Source organism: Vibrio sp. 05-20-BW147, assembly GCF_013369385.1.
Lineage (GTDB): Bacteria > Pseudomonadota > Gammaproteobacteria > Enterobacterales > Vibrionaceae > Vibrio > Vibrio floridensis.
This window is the reverse complement of sequence record NZ_SZTO01000020.1, coordinates 1-14,753: the sequence shown is the minus strand read 5'-3', so window position 1 is coordinate 14,753 and position 14,753 is coordinate 1. Positions and strand designations below refer to the sequence as shown.

The 14,753-nt window shown below is 48.6% G+C and carries 16 protein-coding genes; 8 read left to right on the top strand and 8 right to left on the bottom strand.

The window, feature by feature from the left end:
• Positions 1 to 25: 25 nt before the first annotated feature.
• From FC652_RS16740 to def, 5 genes are all read right to left on the bottom strand, one after another.
• Positions 26 to 1,471 (bottom strand): TrkH family potassium uptake protein, encoded by a 1,446-nt coding sequence (locus FC652_RS16740; RefSeq protein WP_017419865.1) that lies wholly within the window; start codon positions 1,469 to 1,471, stop codon positions 26 to 28.
• 9 nt (positions 1,472 to 1,480) lie between these two features.
• Entirely contained in the window at positions 1,481 to 2,857 is a 1,377-nt protein-coding gene (trkA, locus tag FC652_RS16735) for a Trk system potassium transporter TrkA (protein ID WP_017419866.1), read from the bottom strand.
• A gap of 55 nt (positions 2,858 to 2,912) precedes the next feature.
• On the bottom strand, positions 2,913 to 4,193 hold the full coding sequence (rsmB, locus tag FC652_RS16730; protein ID WP_176299485.1) for a 16S rRNA (cytosine(967)-C(5))-methyltransferase RsmB: 1,281 nt from the start codon (positions 4,191 to 4,193) through the stop codon (positions 2,913 to 2,915).
• Positions 4,194 to 4,276: 83 nt separating this feature from the next.
• Entirely contained in the window at positions 4,277 to 5,224 is a 948-nt protein-coding gene (fmt, locus tag FC652_RS16725; protein ID WP_176299484.1) for a methionyl-tRNA formyltransferase, read from the bottom strand.
• A gap of 31 nt (positions 5,225 to 5,255) precedes the next feature.
• Positions 5,256 to 5,768: a peptide deformylase gene (gene def, locus FC652_RS16720; RefSeq protein ID WP_038964320.1), complete on the bottom strand. Its 513-nt coding sequence runs from the start codon at positions 5,766 to 5,768 to the stop codon at positions 5,256 to 5,258.
• A gap of 138 nt (positions 5,769 to 5,906) precedes the next feature.
• Between def and FC652_RS16715 the strand changes: the two genes are divergently transcribed.
• The 4 genes from FC652_RS16715 to FC652_RS16700 are packed head-to-tail and all read left to right on the top strand — an operon-like array spanning position 5,907 to position 9,182.
• The gene (locus FC652_RS16715) at positions 5,907 to 7,004 is read left to right on the top strand and encodes a LysM peptidoglycan-binding domain-containing protein (RefSeq protein ID WP_176299483.1); all 1,098 of its coding nucleotides are present in this window, start codon (positions 5,907 to 5,909) and stop codon (positions 7,002 to 7,004) included.
• Positions 7,004 to 8,107, top strand: a complete 1,104-nt coding sequence (dprA, locus tag FC652_RS16710) for a DNA-processing protein DprA (RefSeq protein WP_176299482.1) — start codon at positions 7,004 to 7,006, stop codon at positions 8,105 to 8,107. The genes FC652_RS16715 and dprA overlap by 1 nt, the downstream gene beginning before the upstream one ends.
• Before the next feature lie 2 nt (positions 8,108 to 8,109).
• On the top strand, positions 8,110 to 8,589 hold the full coding sequence (locus tag FC652_RS16705; RefSeq protein WP_026050366.1) for a DUF494 family protein: 480 nt from the start codon (positions 8,110 to 8,112) through the stop codon (positions 8,587 to 8,589).
• 23 nt (positions 8,590 to 8,612) lie between these two features.
• Positions 8,613 to 9,182, top strand: a complete 570-nt coding sequence (locus FC652_RS16700) for a type I DNA topoisomerase (RefSeq protein WP_176299481.1) — start codon at positions 8,613 to 8,615, stop codon at positions 9,180 to 9,182.
• Positions 9,183 to 9,247: 65 nt separating this feature from the next.
• On the opposite strand, the gene FC652_RS16695 is transcribed toward FC652_RS16700, so the two are convergent.
• Complete coding sequence (locus FC652_RS16695) at positions 9,248 to 10,381, bottom strand: 5-(carboxyamino)imidazole ribonucleotide synthase (RefSeq protein ID WP_039555007.1); 1,134 nt, start codon at positions 10,379 to 10,381, stop codon at positions 9,248 to 9,250.
• Positions 10,382 to 10,384: 3 nt separating this feature from the next.
• Complete coding sequence (gene purE, locus FC652_RS16690; RefSeq protein WP_011079087.1) at positions 10,385 to 10,870, bottom strand: 5-(carboxyamino)imidazole ribonucleotide mutase; 486 nt, start codon at positions 10,868 to 10,870, stop codon at positions 10,385 to 10,387.
• Between the two features lie 180 nt (positions 10,871 to 11,050).
• Between purE and FC652_RS16685 the strand changes: the two genes are divergently transcribed.
• From FC652_RS16685 to FC652_RS16670, 4 genes are all read left to right on the top strand, one after another.
• Positions 11,051 to 11,602, top strand: a complete 552-nt coding sequence (locus tag FC652_RS16685) for an L-threonylcarbamoyladenylate synthase (RefSeq protein WP_176299480.1) — start codon at positions 11,051 to 11,053, stop codon at positions 11,600 to 11,602.
• A 34-nt stretch (positions 11,603 to 11,636) separates the two neighbouring features.
• Positions 11,637 to 12,554, top strand: coding sequence for an oxygen-dependent coproporphyrinogen oxidase (gene hemF, locus FC652_RS16680; protein WP_176299479.1), 918 nt, complete (start codon positions 11,637 to 11,639; stop codon positions 12,552 to 12,554).
• A gap of 135 nt (positions 12,555 to 12,689) precedes the next feature.
• Positions 12,690 to 13,523, top strand: a complete 834-nt coding sequence (aroE, locus tag FC652_RS16675) for a shikimate dehydrogenase (protein WP_176299478.1) — start codon at positions 12,690 to 12,692, stop codon at positions 13,521 to 13,523.
• A gap of 3 nt (positions 13,524 to 13,526) precedes the next feature.
• Positions 13,527 to 13,790 (top strand): DUF1488 domain-containing protein, encoded by a 264-nt coding sequence (locus FC652_RS16670; protein WP_176299477.1) that lies wholly within the window; start codon positions 13,527 to 13,529, stop codon positions 13,788 to 13,790.
• Position 13,791: 1 nt separating this feature from the next.
• Here the strand turns inward: FC652_RS16670 and FC652_RS16665 are convergent, their stop codons facing one another.
• On the bottom strand, positions 13,792 to 14,346 hold the full coding sequence (locus FC652_RS16665; RefSeq protein WP_176299476.1) for a gamma carbonic anhydrase family protein: 555 nt from the start codon (positions 14,344 to 14,346) through the stop codon (positions 13,792 to 13,794).
• Positions 14,347 to 14,753 lie beyond the last annotated feature (407 nt).

Below are 14,753 nucleotides of genomic sequence, written 5' to 3'. Positions count from 1 at the left end.
GTAGAAATTGCCGTTTCAACAACACCTAACGGCGCCAGAAAGCAGGAAAAAACAGCACCAATAAGGTGAGAATTTCTAAACGTCCCATCAACATGCCGAAACTGAGTAGCCACTTAGCGGCATCAGGCAGCGGAGCAAAGTTACCCGTTGGTCCAATGATGCTGCCCATGCCTGGGCCGACGTTGGCCACCGCGGTAATTGAGCCAGAAATACTGGTGACGGGATCAAGCCCCATCGCGCTTAAGCCGCCCGCAATGGCGATGATGGTAATGAAGAACATTAAACCAAACGCCACCACAGAGCGCACAATATCATCATTCACTGGTCGTTGATTGTAGCGTTGGACAAAAATGCCTGATGGGTGAATCAGTTTCATGATCTGTTTATTCAGCAGTGTCATGGCGATCTGGAAGCGGAAGATCTTAATACCGCCAGAAGTGGAGCCTGAACACGCGCCAGCCATCATCAAAAACGCAAATAAGGTCGTAGGGAGTGCGCCCCAAGCGGTGAAATCTTCTAGGCCGAAGCCCGTCGTCGTCACCACAGAAACAATGTTAAACATCGCCACGCGCAGTGCATCGGCAATAGTGTAACCGTCACGAATCACCAACCAAGCTGAAATAACCAAGCTGGTGCCTAAAAACAGGTAGGTAAAACCGCGTACTTGAGCGTCTTTGATCAAAGCATCAAGGCGGCGCTTGCGCATCGCAGAAACAAACAACAAAAATGGCAAACCACCCAAGAACATAAATAAGGTGGCGATCCAGTGTGCGCCGTTAGAAAAATGGTTCATGGAACCGTCAGAGGTGGAGTAGCCGCCCGTTGAAAGCGTGGTGAAGGAGTGGTTGATGGCATCAAACAGGTTCATGCCGGTCAGCAGGTAACCAATCAAACAGAGCCCGGTGAGTACCAGGTACACCACCACAATGTTTTTCGCCACGGTTTTGGCTCTTGGGCTGCTTTTGTCTGACCAATCGGAAGATTCCGTTTGGAACAGCTTCATCCCGCCGACGTTTAGCATCGGCAACACCGCAACGGCCATCACAATAAAGCCAATTCCTCCAAGCCATTGCAAGATCGAACGCCATAGCAAAATACTCGGAGCCATGTTATCCAAACCACTCAGCACGGTGGAACCGGTGGTGGTGATGCCAGACATGGTTTCGAAGTAGGCGTCAGTAAAGCTGATGTGGTTGATGAACATAAACGGTAGCGCGGCAAACGCGCTGGCGATGGTCCACACCAAACTGGTGATGAGGAACATATCGCGCACACTGAGTTTAAAGTGTGCGGTGCGGCCAATGCTCAGGCAGACAAACGCGGCAAAATGGGTGATCAACACCGCTTGGCCGAAATCAAGAAAGCCGCCTGTGCCCGTAAAAAAGGCCACAAGGGTAGGGACGTACATGAAAAGGGCGAGCTTGGAAAGCACTAGCCCAATCACAAACAGTACGGGACGAAAGTTCACCATAGGAAAATCCTAGAGGAAGAATGGGCTCGGCTGGAACAGAGCTTCGACGTCTGGCACGTATTTCTTATCGACCAAGAACATCACCACGTGATCATCTTGTTCAATCACGGTGCGGTCATGGGCGATGAGCACTTCTTCGCCACGCACAATCGCACCAATGGTGGTACCCGGTGGCAGTTTGATGTCGCCAACGGCGCGTCCCACTACTTTCGAGTTGCTTTCATCGCCGTGTGCAACCGCTTCAATTGCTTCTGCAGCGCCGCGGCGTAGAGAGGAGACGTTAACGATGTCGGCACGTCGAACGTGGGTCAATAGTGCTGAAATGGTCGCTTGTTGAGGTGAAATGGCCACATCAATGACGCCGCCTTGCACTAGGTCGACGTAAGCACCACGCTGGATCAGCACCATCACTTTTTTGGCACCCATGCGTTTGGCCAACATCGCCGACATGATGTTGGTTTCGTCCTCGTTGGTCAGGGCGATAAAGACGTCGACTTGATCAATGTTTTCTTCCGTCAGTAGCTCTTGATCGGCGGCATCACCACAAAACACGATGGTGTTTTCCAACTCTTCTGACAGCTTTTCTGCTCGCTGTAGGTTGCGCTCAATCAGCTTCACGCTATAGGTTTGTTCTAAACGCTTGGCTAAGCTGGCGCCGATGTTACCACCGCCGACGATCATGATACGGCGATAAGGTTTTTCCAGTCGCTGTAACTCGCTCATCACAGAGCGAATGTGGTTACTGGCGGCAACGAAAAAGACTTCATCATCGGCTTCAATGATGGTGGTGCCTTGAGGACGAATCGGACGGCCTTGGCGGAAAATCGCGGCAACACGGGTATCAATGTGAGGCATGTGTTCGCGTAAGGCAGAAAGTGCGTTACCCACCAACGGGCCGCCATAGTAAGCTTTTACGGCAACGAGGCTGACTTTTTCTTCCGCAAAGCTCACCACTTGCAATGCACCAGGGTATTGAATCAAACGTTCAATGTAGCTGGTCACCAGCTCCTCGGGGGCAATCAAATGATCGACAGGAATCGCGCCGGATTTAAACAGCGCTTCTTTTTGCATTAAGTATTGCGGTGAGCGAATGCGAGCAATTCGGTTGGGGGTGTTGAACAGAGTAAAAGCCACCTGACAAGCAGCCATGTTGGTTTCATCAGTATTGGTCACGGCTACCAGCATGTCGGCATCTTGTGCGCCTGCTTCGTGTAGCACGTCTGGGTGACTGGCGTGGCCATTCACCACTCGCAAGTCATATTTGTCCTGCAGCTCTCTCAGACGGTCGCCATTTTTATCGACAATAGTGATATCGTTATTTTCGCCAACCAGATTTTCTGCCAGCGTGCCGCCAACCTGACCTGCGCCAAGAATAATGATTTTCATACTCTGTTCTCGTAATTCGAAAAAGGCGATTGAAGAGATTCAATCGCCAGTTTGCTTATGCTTGCTTAACCAGCACGGCATAGTAGAAGCCATCCATATCTTCTTCCCCTGGAAGAATCTGACGGCCTGGATTCTCGCGTTCAGAGCCAATCAGTTGTGCTTCTGGTGTTCTTGCGAGGAACGCTTTCACTTGTTCCACGTTTTCCATTGGGGTGATAGAACAAGTAGCGTAAACCAAGGTACCGCCGGGCTTAAGTTGTGCCCACATGGCATCAAAAATTTCGCTTTGTAGCTCAGCGAGAGCCGCAATGTCTTCTGCTCGGCGTAGCCATTTTATGTCAGGGTGACGACGAATCACCCCGGTTGCAGAGCAAGGTGCATCGAGCAAAATACGGTCAAATTGCTCGCCTTGCCACCATTGTTCAGGATTGCGTGCATCACCGCAAATCACTTTTGCTTGAAGATTGAGGCGTTTCAGGTTTTCCGTCACTCTTTTCAAGCGTTGTTCATCGCAGTCCAGTGCCACGACTTCATGAGCAGAGACTCGTTCTAAAATGTGCGCGGTTTTACCACCAGGTGCCGCGCAGCAATCGAGGATCAGTTCGCCATCTTTAGGTTGTAGATAGTTAAACGACAGCTGTGCGGCGGCATCTTGCACAGAAACCCAACCTTGCTCAAACCCTGGCAAGCTGTGTACATCACAAGGGGCGGCCAATTTTATGGCGTCCATCGCTTCACTGTGCAGAGTGCTATCAATGTTTGCATTTTTGAGCAGTTGCAGATATTCGTCGCGATCATGATGAGCGTGATTCACGCGTAGCCACATCGGCGCTTTGTTATTGTTGGCTTCAACAATCGTCTGCCATTGCTCAGGGTAAGCATCTTGCAGGATTTTCAGTAGCCAACTTGGGTGAACGTATTTGCCGGCATTGTGGCTGACAGAAAACTCATCCAATGCTTGTTGTTCACGCTGATAGTTGCGCAAAACCGCATTAATCAAGCCGCGTAAGCGAGGCCCTTTCAGCGCTTGTGCGCCTTCCACCGTTTCACCAACCGCCGCGTGCGCCGGAATGCGCATGTGACCTAACTGGTATAAGCCAACCAAAATGAGGTGATGAAAAACACGTTGTTTACCTTTGAGAGGCTTATCCATCAGCTTACCGGCAATGCTCTCTAGACGAGGTAGGTAACGTAACGCGCCATAGCAGATCTCTTGCAGCAAGGCGTGGTCGCGAGGGCGAATGGATTGTTGAGCTTCAGGAAGGGCGGTCGATAGAGAGTTGCCTCGGTCGACAACTTGATACAAGACGTTTGCAGCCGCAGCGCGAACATTCATGATGAGTACCTTAAAGTTAAAGAGGGCGTCTCTGCCCTCGTAAAGTTCTTAAACTGGGCAAAAATGCCCGATTGCTTGGCAGGTTAACTCAGTACACTACCAACTTCAAACCAAGCGGCGCGAGCGTTGAGAACATCTTGTACTGGCATTGCTTTTTTGCCTGGAATTTGGATCTGTTCCAACACTAGGCAGCCATGGCCAGTGGCGACATAAATGCCGCTTTTATCCGCTTTGAGGATGGTCCCCGCGGGTGCGTCATGACTGCTGGCTTCGACGCGGCTTTGCCACACTTTAATGCTGTTTTCCGCCACTTCGAAATGGCTCATTGGCCATGGATTGAAAGCACGAACACAACGTTCGATGTGCTCTGCATCGTCTTGCCAACTGATGCGTGCTTCTTCCTTGCTGAGTTTCTTGGCGTAGTTTGCTCGCTCGTCATCTTGCTTAATTGCGATGGCTTTGCCAGTGGCGATATCGGCTAAACACTCAACCAGTGCCACCGGGCCAAGTTTGGCCAATTTATCGTACATGGTGGCGCTGGTATCGCTTGCGTCGATCGGTAGCGTGGCAATTTTCAGCATGTCACCGGTATCTAGGCCGATGTCCATTTGCATGATGGTCACGCCCGTTTCAGCATCACCCGCCCAAATAGAGCGCTGAATTGGCGCAGCACCGCGCCAGCGAGGCAGAATCGAACCGTGCACGTTGATACAACCCAATTTCGGTGTATCTAACACCGCTTGTGGTAATAACAAGCCATAAGCGACCACGACCATGATGTCAGCATTGAGATCCGCGAGGGCTTGCTTGGCTTCGTCAGACTTAAAGTTTTCTGGTTGGTAAACCGGAATGTTGTGTTCCAAAGCAATGGTTTTGACAGGGCTTGCCGTGAGTTTTTTCCCGCGACCGGCTGGGCGATCAGGTTGGGTGTAAACTGCAATGACTTCATGCTCCGAAGACAACAACGCCGCCAAATGTTGGGCGGCGAAGTCCGGAGTACCTGCAAATACAATACGTAAAGGCTTGCTCAAGGTACCTTCCTTCTTATGGTATCAGCGCGATTTAGCGCTGTTTCTCGTTAAAGCGTTTGATTTTGGCTAGCTTGTCTTGGATACGTTTGCGCTTTAGCGGTGATAGGTAATCGACAAACAGCTTACCTTGCAGGTGATCCAACTCGTGTTGAATACAGATAGCCAGTAAATCATCGGCTTCGAGGGTGAACTCGTTTCCATCACGATCTAACGCTTTAACCGTGACTTCAGCGGCGCGTGGCACGAGTGCGCGGGCACCTGGGACCGATAGACAGCCCTCTTCAATGCCATCTTCGCCACGCTTTTCTAAAATTTCAGGATTGATTAACACCATCGGCTCGTTACGGCTCTCAGAAATATCAATCACAACGATGCGTTGATGAATATCGACTTGCGTTGCCGCCAGACCAATGCCTTCTTCGTCGTACATGGTTTCTATCATGTCGTCGACGATTTTTTGGATCTCTGGTGTCACCTTTTCAACCGGTTTGGCTACTGTACGAAGACGATCATCCGGGAATGTTAATACTTGTAATACAGACATATGCACTCGAAATGTTGAACTGTGCCGAAACAGCACAAACCTTGTTGGCTCAATTCTAGACATTTTATAGCCTAAATGACAGCATCCTAGCAGCAATTTCCCATTTGTCGCTTCGCTAATCCATCTAGGAGTTAAGGCATGAACTCAGTGCTGCAAGCCGCTTCACGCGTGTTACTACCCTTGTTGTTTAGTGTGAGTGTGGCAGCTCAAGAGTCGCCAGCTCCACTGAATATTAAGCCTGATGCACCTCAAACTTATGTCGTCGTAAAAGGAGATACCCTTTGGGATATCTCAGCGCTCTATTTGGATAGCCCTTGGTTGTGGCCGCGTTTGTGGCAAATCAACCCTGATATTGATAACCCTCACTTAATCTACCCTGGCGATAAGCTCTCGTTAGTTTGGAAAAACGGTCAGCCGATGTTGAGTTTAAAACCGGTGGTGACATTGAGCCCGAAAGCTCGAATCACCGAGAAAAAAGCAGTTCCAACAGTGGATGAAGGGTTGGTTCTGCCTTATCTGCAATCTGACCGACTACTGAGTAAAGAGAAGCTCAGCAGTGTCGCGCGTGTGATGGGAACCAGCGATGGACGAAAATACCTTGCCAAAGACGAGCGTATTTTCATCAGCGGCCAACAAACGGAAACCCATTGGGCGATTTATCGTCAAGTGCAAGAGTTTGAACGAGGAGATCCCGATGCCAACATGATCGCGCTACGTGTGGTTGCACAAGGTGAGCTTAAAGAATCGGCACAAGACTATTCCGGTATTGAAGTGACCAGTCAGCGACAAGAAGTATTGATCAACGACATTGCATTGCCTCAATCTGAAAACCTCGTCGAAGAACTGTCTACGACCTTTTATCCTGCGCCTGCCCCTCAAGATGTTGATGCCAAGATATTGGGCAGTATTGATGGCATCGATTACAGTGCACCAAGCCAAGTGGTGATTTTGGACAAAGGGAAAGTGGACAATTTACGCCAAGGGCATATTTTCGAACTCTATAAAGCCTCAAACAACGTTTATCGTAGCAGTGACAGCCAATTCAGCTACGAGAAAAGTGGTTCTTCCGATGAGATATCCTTGCCGAAAAGTCGCATTGGTGAGTTGATGATCATTCGTCCTTACGAATACTTCAGCTTGGCGTTGATCACCCGCAGTACTCAACCGATCAGCCGTGACATTTTGGTCGTGGCGCCAGTGCAAGTTGACGAATCAGTCACGGCGCAAACGCCTTGATGAGTCAAGATGAACTGCATGCTTGGTTAGCACTCAGTTTTACGCCCAATATTGGAGTTAAGAAGCTAACCAAGTTACTCAGTCTTGATTCCCCGCTCAATATTCTGCGTTATTCCCAAGAGCAGCTACTGTCGCTGGGGCTGTCGTCCCAGCAAATCATCACCTTGCGAAGTACCGCTCAGCAAGACGCTGAAGCCGCCCTTCAATGGCAACAGCTCTCCTCCCAGCATCATATTCTTACCCTTCATGATGGCCTATATCCGCCGCTGATTAAGGAAACGGCTTCACCGCCTTGCCAACTGTTTGTACAGGGTGATCCTCATTGTTTAAACAAGCCACAAATTGCGCTGGTGGGGAGTCGTCATGCGACCATGCAAGGATTGCAACATGCCCGCGATTTTGCAACTCAACTGGTACAGCATGGGCTGGTGGTGACCAGTGGTTTAGCGCTTGGGATTGATGGCCATGCCCATGATGGTGCGCTGACAGCGGGAGGCGAAACCGTTGCCGTTCTTGGTTCGGGCTTTCAACATATTTATCCCGCTCGCCACAAAGGCCTTGCCGCGAGAATTTGTCAGCAAGGTGCGCTGGTTTCGGAGTTTCGTCCCAATACCAAAGCCAAAGCCGAACATTTTCCTCGTCGAAATCGAATCATTAGTGGCTTGTCTCTGGGGGTTTTGGTGGTCGAAGCGGCAGAGAAAAGCGGTTCTTTGATTACCGCCCGTTATGCCGCTGAGCAAGGTCGAGAAGTCTTTGCTTTGCCTAACTCTCTCCATATTACCAATGCACGCGGCGGAAACTTGCTGATAAAAAGCGGAGCGTGTTTAGTCACTGGGATAGAAGATGTGCTGAGTGAAGTGCAAACTTTGCTCGACTGGTCGACAAACCAACAAGCGGATTTATTTTCTTCCTCTAATACGGAAGAACAATTGCCATTTCCTCAGCTGTTAGCTAACGTAGGTAATGAGGCTACACCAGTTGATATTCTAGCAAACAGGACCAATATACCTGTGCAAGAAGTCATGATGCAGCTCTTGGAGCTTGAGCTTTCAGGGCATGTTGTTGCAGTTAACGGTGGCTATATTCGAAGGGGGAGGGGCTAGCTATGATGATGGATATACTGATGTATCTATTTGAAACCTACATCCATAGCGATGCAGATTTACAAGTGGATCAAGATGAGCTTGAAGACGAATTGCTTCGAGCAGGATTTCACCAGCAAGATATCTACAAAGCCCTTCTTTGGTTAGAAGAGCTGGCAGCATTACAAAAAAGTGATGATCATTCTGCGATTTCGCGTTGCAGTGCGATCTCTTCAACACGAGTGTACACACCTAAAGAGATGCAACGATTGGATCTAGAATGTCGCGGCTTTTTGTTGTTTCTAGAACAGATCAATGTGTTAACCACTGAGACTCGTGAAATGGTTATCGATCGAGTGATGGGATTGGAAACCAACGAGTTTGAACTTGAAGATCTCAAGTGGATTATTTTGATGGTGCTATTCAATGTTCCCGGCAACGAGAACGCCTACACGCTAATGGAAGAGCTGTTATACACCAAAGAGCAAGGCATTCTTCATTAAACTGTTCCGCGAATACGGTAGCTATGAGTAGTAAAATTGATCGCACTTTGTTTTCCGCTCACGAGCATGCGCTTGAGCATACGCCTTGTCCGCAATGTGGTGGAGAGTTGGTGTTAAAACACGGTAAGCATGGGGCGTTTTTGGGGTGTAATCAGTACCCACAGTGCGATTACGTCAAGCCCCTTCATCAAAACGATGGCCATATCGTCAAAGAATTGGGGGTTGCTTGCCCTGAATGTGGTAACGAGTTGGTGCTTCGTCAAGGGCGTTACGGTATGTTTGTCGGGTGCAGTCATTATCCACATTGCCATCACATTGAACCAATCAATCAGCCTGAACCAGAGCAGAATCTCAAAGCGTTGTTTGCTTGCCCCGAGTGTGGCAAAGGACACTTAGTTGAGCGTAAAACCCGCTTTGGTAAAACCTTCTATGCCTGTGATAACTATCCGAAGTGTAAGTTTGCGGTGAACTTACCGCCAGTCAAAGGGCATTGTGAAACATGCGGTTTTCCCTTGTTGGTCGAGAAGAAACTCGCCAGTGGTGTGAAGTTACAATGCGCAAACCGCAAATGCCAGCATACTCAATCGCGTTGAGTTCACATTGAAAAGGGTCGCACATGGCGACCCTTTTACTCTTTTATGCATAAGTACAAGCTTTGCTACGCTTGCCACTTTTTTGCAAACTCATGCACCGCGGGGAAGGCTTTTTCATCCAACACATTGGCGAGAGCACAAAGACGGCGCTGCAGCTCGCCGCTGTAATCGCCACACACGTTAATGTGGCCCATTTTTCGGCCGGCGCGTTTCTCTTTACCATACCAATGAATATGGCAACCATCCATCGCCATCACGCTTGCGGGCAGAGTATCTTCACCAAGGATGTTGATCATTGAGGTTTCACGAACCAGCTTAGTGCTCCCAAGTGGTAAGCCACAAACGGCACGCAAATGATTTTCAAACTGGCAAGTTTCTGCTCCTTGCTGCGTCCAATGGCCGGAGTTATGAACTCGAGGTGCAATTTCATTGACCAGCAATTGTCCGTCGACATCGAAAAATTCAAGCGCCAACACACCAACGTAGTTCAATGTTTCAGCGACAGCAGTAAACATGTGTTTGGCTTGCTCTTGTAGGTCCGGTGAGTCTATTGCCGTTGAAAGGCTTAACACACCATTGACGTGAATGTTTTCTGCCAATGGGTAGACTTCGATTTGCCCTTCTTTACCACGAGCGCCAATCAATGAGACTTCACGTTGAAATGGAACAAATTCTTCAGCGACAATCGCTTGAGTTGGCGTGGCTGCGATACAAGCTGCCATTTCTTGCCAAAGGGTTTCAATTTGTGCGGCATCTTTCAAGCGCCATTGCCCTTTACCATCATAGCCACCCAATGCGCTTTTCAACACCATTGGTATCCCAACGTGTTCAATCGCTTTATTGAAGTCTTCACGGGTTTCAATGACGTAGTAATTGGCATTGCGTACGCCTGCATGGTCAAGCAAGGCTTTTTCCAAACGACGATCACCACCTGCCTTAATCGCCTCACTGCTTGGAAGAAATTTGCCACTTGCTTGGCAGATCGCCAATACGTCATGAGGAATGTGCTCAAACTCTGCTGTGATCACATCAACGTGTTCAATCGCTTGCTCCAAGCCGTGACCAAGGAGATGCAATGTCAAAGGATGAACGACATCACCCGTTGTCACATCATAGGCAGAAATCTGAATATTCAAAGGCGCACCGGCTAACGACATCATACGTGCCAATTGCCCTGCGCCTAGAACCAATACGTGCATGATTTAGTCCTCTGCAGGATTTGGGTTAGCGAGGACGCTTTCAGTTTGCTCACTGCGGAAGGCTTCAACTTTGGCCATGATATTTTCGTCGTGAGTTCCAAGGATTTGCGCAGCGAGAAGACCCGCGTTCGCGGCGCCGGCTTCACCAATGGCCAATGTACCTACTGCGATGCCTTTTGGCATTTGTACAATAGAGTAGAGGGAGTCGAGCCCTGATAACGCGCGTGATTGCACGGGTACGCCCAAAACGGGCAAGCTGGTAAATGCCGCCGCCATGCCCGGTAAATGCGCTGCGCCACCTGCACCGGCAATAATCACTTTCAACCCACGCTCTTTGGCGGTTGAGGCATATTCAGCGAGGAGATGAGGAGTTCGATGTGCTGAAACCACTTTGGTTTCGTATTCCACGCCAAATCTGTCCAGCATTTCTGCTGCCAGTTTCATGGTTGGCCAATCTGATTTAGAACCCATGATGATACCGACTTTCATCTCAAACTCCTTCAAGCTGCATAATTGGGTGAGCTGATCAATTTTGTGCGCATTATACGAGGTTTTTTACCTCAAGCAAACGTTTGCGTTTTGATGAAAACCACCACGCGCGTTTTTCGCTGGCATTCGGCGGGTTATTGGCTTATTTGTAATAGGTTGAGTGTCTAGAGAGAAGAAGTGGTGAGTAATTTACAACAAGTCGTGAAGGCGTTAAAGCAAGGTCAAGTGGTGGCTTACCCGACAGAGGGCGTGTTTGGCTTAGGTTGCGATCCTGATAATGAGGTGGCCATTGAGCGTCTTTTGACGATTAAACAGCGACCCAGTGACAAAGGCTTGATTTTGATCGCTGCTGATTTTCAACAGCTCCAACCGTATCTCGATTTAACAAGCTTGTCAGCGGAGCAACTTCAGCGAGTTTTTGCCACTTGGCCCGGTCCTTATACATGGGTCATGCCTGCAAGTGCTCGGGCATCGGCGCTCGTCACGGGCTATCGCCAGACCGTTGCGGTTCGTGTGAGTGATCATCCTTTGGTGCAAAAGTTGTGCAGTGAGTATGGAAAGCCGCTAACCTCTACCAGTGCGAATTTGTCGGGCCAAACGGAGTGTAAAACCGTTGAGCAGGTTCAAGACCAATTGGGCAGCCAGATTTCTGCCATTTTGTTTGGTGAGATTGGTGAGCGCCATCGACCTAGTGAAATCCGCGATGCTCGTACAGAACAATTATTAAGATAGGGATAACCCTGCTCAGCTTCAAAAGGTAGTTTAGATGTCCACAATAGATAAAGAAGCCGTCAAGCGTTACTTGATGCAGTTACAAGATCAAATTTGTCAACGACTTGAACAAGAAGATGGCAAAGCAACATTTATAGAAGACGCTTGGCATCGAGAGCCAGGAGATCGATTGGGTGGCGGTGGCCGGACGCGCGTTATGCGTGATGGCAACGTGTTTGAGCAAGGAGGGGTTAATTTCTCTCATGTGCAGGGTAATGCGATGCCGGCTTCTGCGACTGCACATCGTCCAGAATTGGCAGGGCGCCGATTCGAAGCCATGGGCGTTTCGCTCGTCATGCATCCTCACAATCCCTACGTTCCCACATCGCATGCAAACGTGCGTTTCTTCATTGCTGAAAAAGAGGGGGAAGCACCGATCTGGTGGTTTGGTGGTGGGTTTGACTTAACTCCCTTCTATCCGTTTGAAGAGGATTGCCAATTTTGGCACAACACTGCCAAGGAAGTGTGCGCGCCTTTTGGTGCTGATGTGTATGCGCAGCATAAAGCTTGGTGTGATGACTATTTTTATTTGCCTCACCGCGGTGAAACTCGAGGCATCGGCGGCCTGTTTTTTGATGACCTCAATCAGTGGGAGTTTGATAAGTGCTTTGACTACATCAAAGCCGTTGGTGAAGGGTATTGCGATGCTTACTTACCCATTGTTGAGCGTCGTAAAGTCACAGAATATGGCGAGCGTGAACGCGAATTCCAGTTGTATCGCCGTGGCCGCTATGTTGAGTTTAACCTAGTGTATGATCGCGGGACTTTGTTTGGCTTGCAAAGTGGGGGGCGTACGGAGTCGATTTTGATGTCGATGCCGCCACTGGCTCGCTGGGAATACAGCTATGAACCACAGGCTGATTCGCCAGAAGCAAGCCTTTACCAGCATTACTTAAAACCGAGAGAATGGTAAGCAAGGAATCTCCTCTTCTATTGCTCTTTTCTATATAGATAGATAGTGATAGGGTCATCGTTAATCAGATGGCCCTGTTTTCGCTATAGCTAAGCAAGAGCGAAATAGCTCGGTAAGAACAACAAAGGTAAGGAAATGACTCAACAAATCGATCGTTATGCCGTGTTTGGTAACCCTATCGAACACAGTAAATCGCCATTTATTCACACCTTGTTTGCTCGCCAAACCAACCAGCCTTTAATCTACACCGCAGAAACCGCGCCAAAAGAGGGGTTTGTTGAGGCAGTGAAAGCGTTTTTTGCTGAAGGGGGAAAAGGGTGCAATGTGACTTTACCTTTTAAGGAAGAGGCGTATCAGTTTGCGAGTCGTTTAACAGAGCGAGCCCAATTGGCTGGCGCGGTGAACACACTAAAAAAACTGGATGATGGCGATATCATTGGTGACAACACTGATGGCGCTGGCCTTGTGCAAGACTTGTTGCAGCACCAAGTTGTGTTAGAAGGTGCACGTATTCTAGTGATAGGAGCAGGGGGCGCAGCTCGTGGCGTGCTTAAACCGCTACTCGACCAGAAGCCAGCCTCTCTCACCATTACGAATCGTACTTTCTCTAAAGCCGAAGAATTGGCTGCATTGTTTGCTGCCTATGGATCTGTTAGCGCAAAAGAGATGAATACTGTGACGGAAGAGTACGATGTTATTATCAACTCTACGTCTGCCTCATTGAGTGGTGAGTTGCCTGCCCTCTCTTCATCTATATTTGCCGCCAACAGTACTAGCTATGACATGATGTATGGCAAGGGCGATACCACCTTCAATCAATGGGCTAAGCAACACGGCGCTGCTCATGCCTATGATGGGTTGGGTATGTTGGTTGGGCAAGCTGCTGAAAGTTTCATGCTATGGCGAGGGCTGCGTCCCGGGTCTAAACAAATCTTGCGCGAGTTAAGAAAAAATCTTGAGGGGCTATAAGCGATGAATCAAGCCATCTTATTTCCAGACATGCAATCTTGGGATGAAGCGTCACAATCAGTGAACTTCGCCGCGCAACAATCGGGTGCACTAATAGAGTGTTTTGTGGCGAAACATAAGCTAGAAAAATTATCGGGCTTAGAGCTCGATACTGAGCAAGCGGTGATCGCTGTTTTTATTGATTACCGATTTGATCTGGAAGAAATAGCAGAAGAGTTAATAGAAGATGAAGCCTTCAACGAAGAAGGCCATATCATTATCGACTAGTTTATCTTTCATGAAGGTCTTTTACTTCAGTTAAATAGTCATTCTTGTTTTGGACATAGTTGTCCGCTGACTTTAGTAAAAAAGCTCGTTCTTTCTCTGATAGAGGGCGAGCTTGTTTTACTGGGCTACCGACATAAAGATAGCCGCTTTCTAATCTTTTTCCTGGCGGTACTAGACTACCCGCACCAATCATCACGTCCGATTCAACCACGACAGCATCTAAAACAATCGCACCCATACCAACCAATACACGGTCGTGAATGTCGCAGCCGTGCAGCATCACTTTGTGGCCAATGGTCACGTCATTACCTATTAGCAAAGGATAGCCGTGAGGATTTTCTGCGTTTTTATGGGTCACGTGCAGCACGCTGCCATCTTGAATGTTGGTGCGAGCGCCAATGTGGATATGGTTAACGTCGCCACGTGCCGCAACCAATGACCAAATACTCGAATCATCACCTATTCGAATGTCACCGACAATGACTGAGGTTGTATCGATATAGACGCGTTCGCCTATTTGGGGATGAATGCCTTTATAACTTCTAATCGAACTCATTTTTCTTCCTAATAAAGCCTGATGAATGGTGATATCGGGTGAGAAGAGTAGCAAAAACTCACCCTTTAGAATAAAAAACACTCAAACGACAGGAAAATCAAAAAAAACGTGAAAAAGGGCTTGCCAACGTGACGCCGATCTCTATAATGCCACCTCGCTGACACGGCAAGGCTTCGAAAGAAACCAGAGCCCATCAGTCAAGGCATTTAGCCAGGTGAATCACCTGAAAAAAGTTTCGAAAAAAGTGGTTGACACTAAAACTTAACTCGCTAAAATGGCCGCCTCTTCCGAAGTGATGCGATTCACAAAAGAAGAAAGCTCTTTAACAATATAAACCTATCAATCTGTGTGGGCACTCGTTGATGATAATCCAAAAGATTTATCAATGAACTGAGTGACCAAAACGA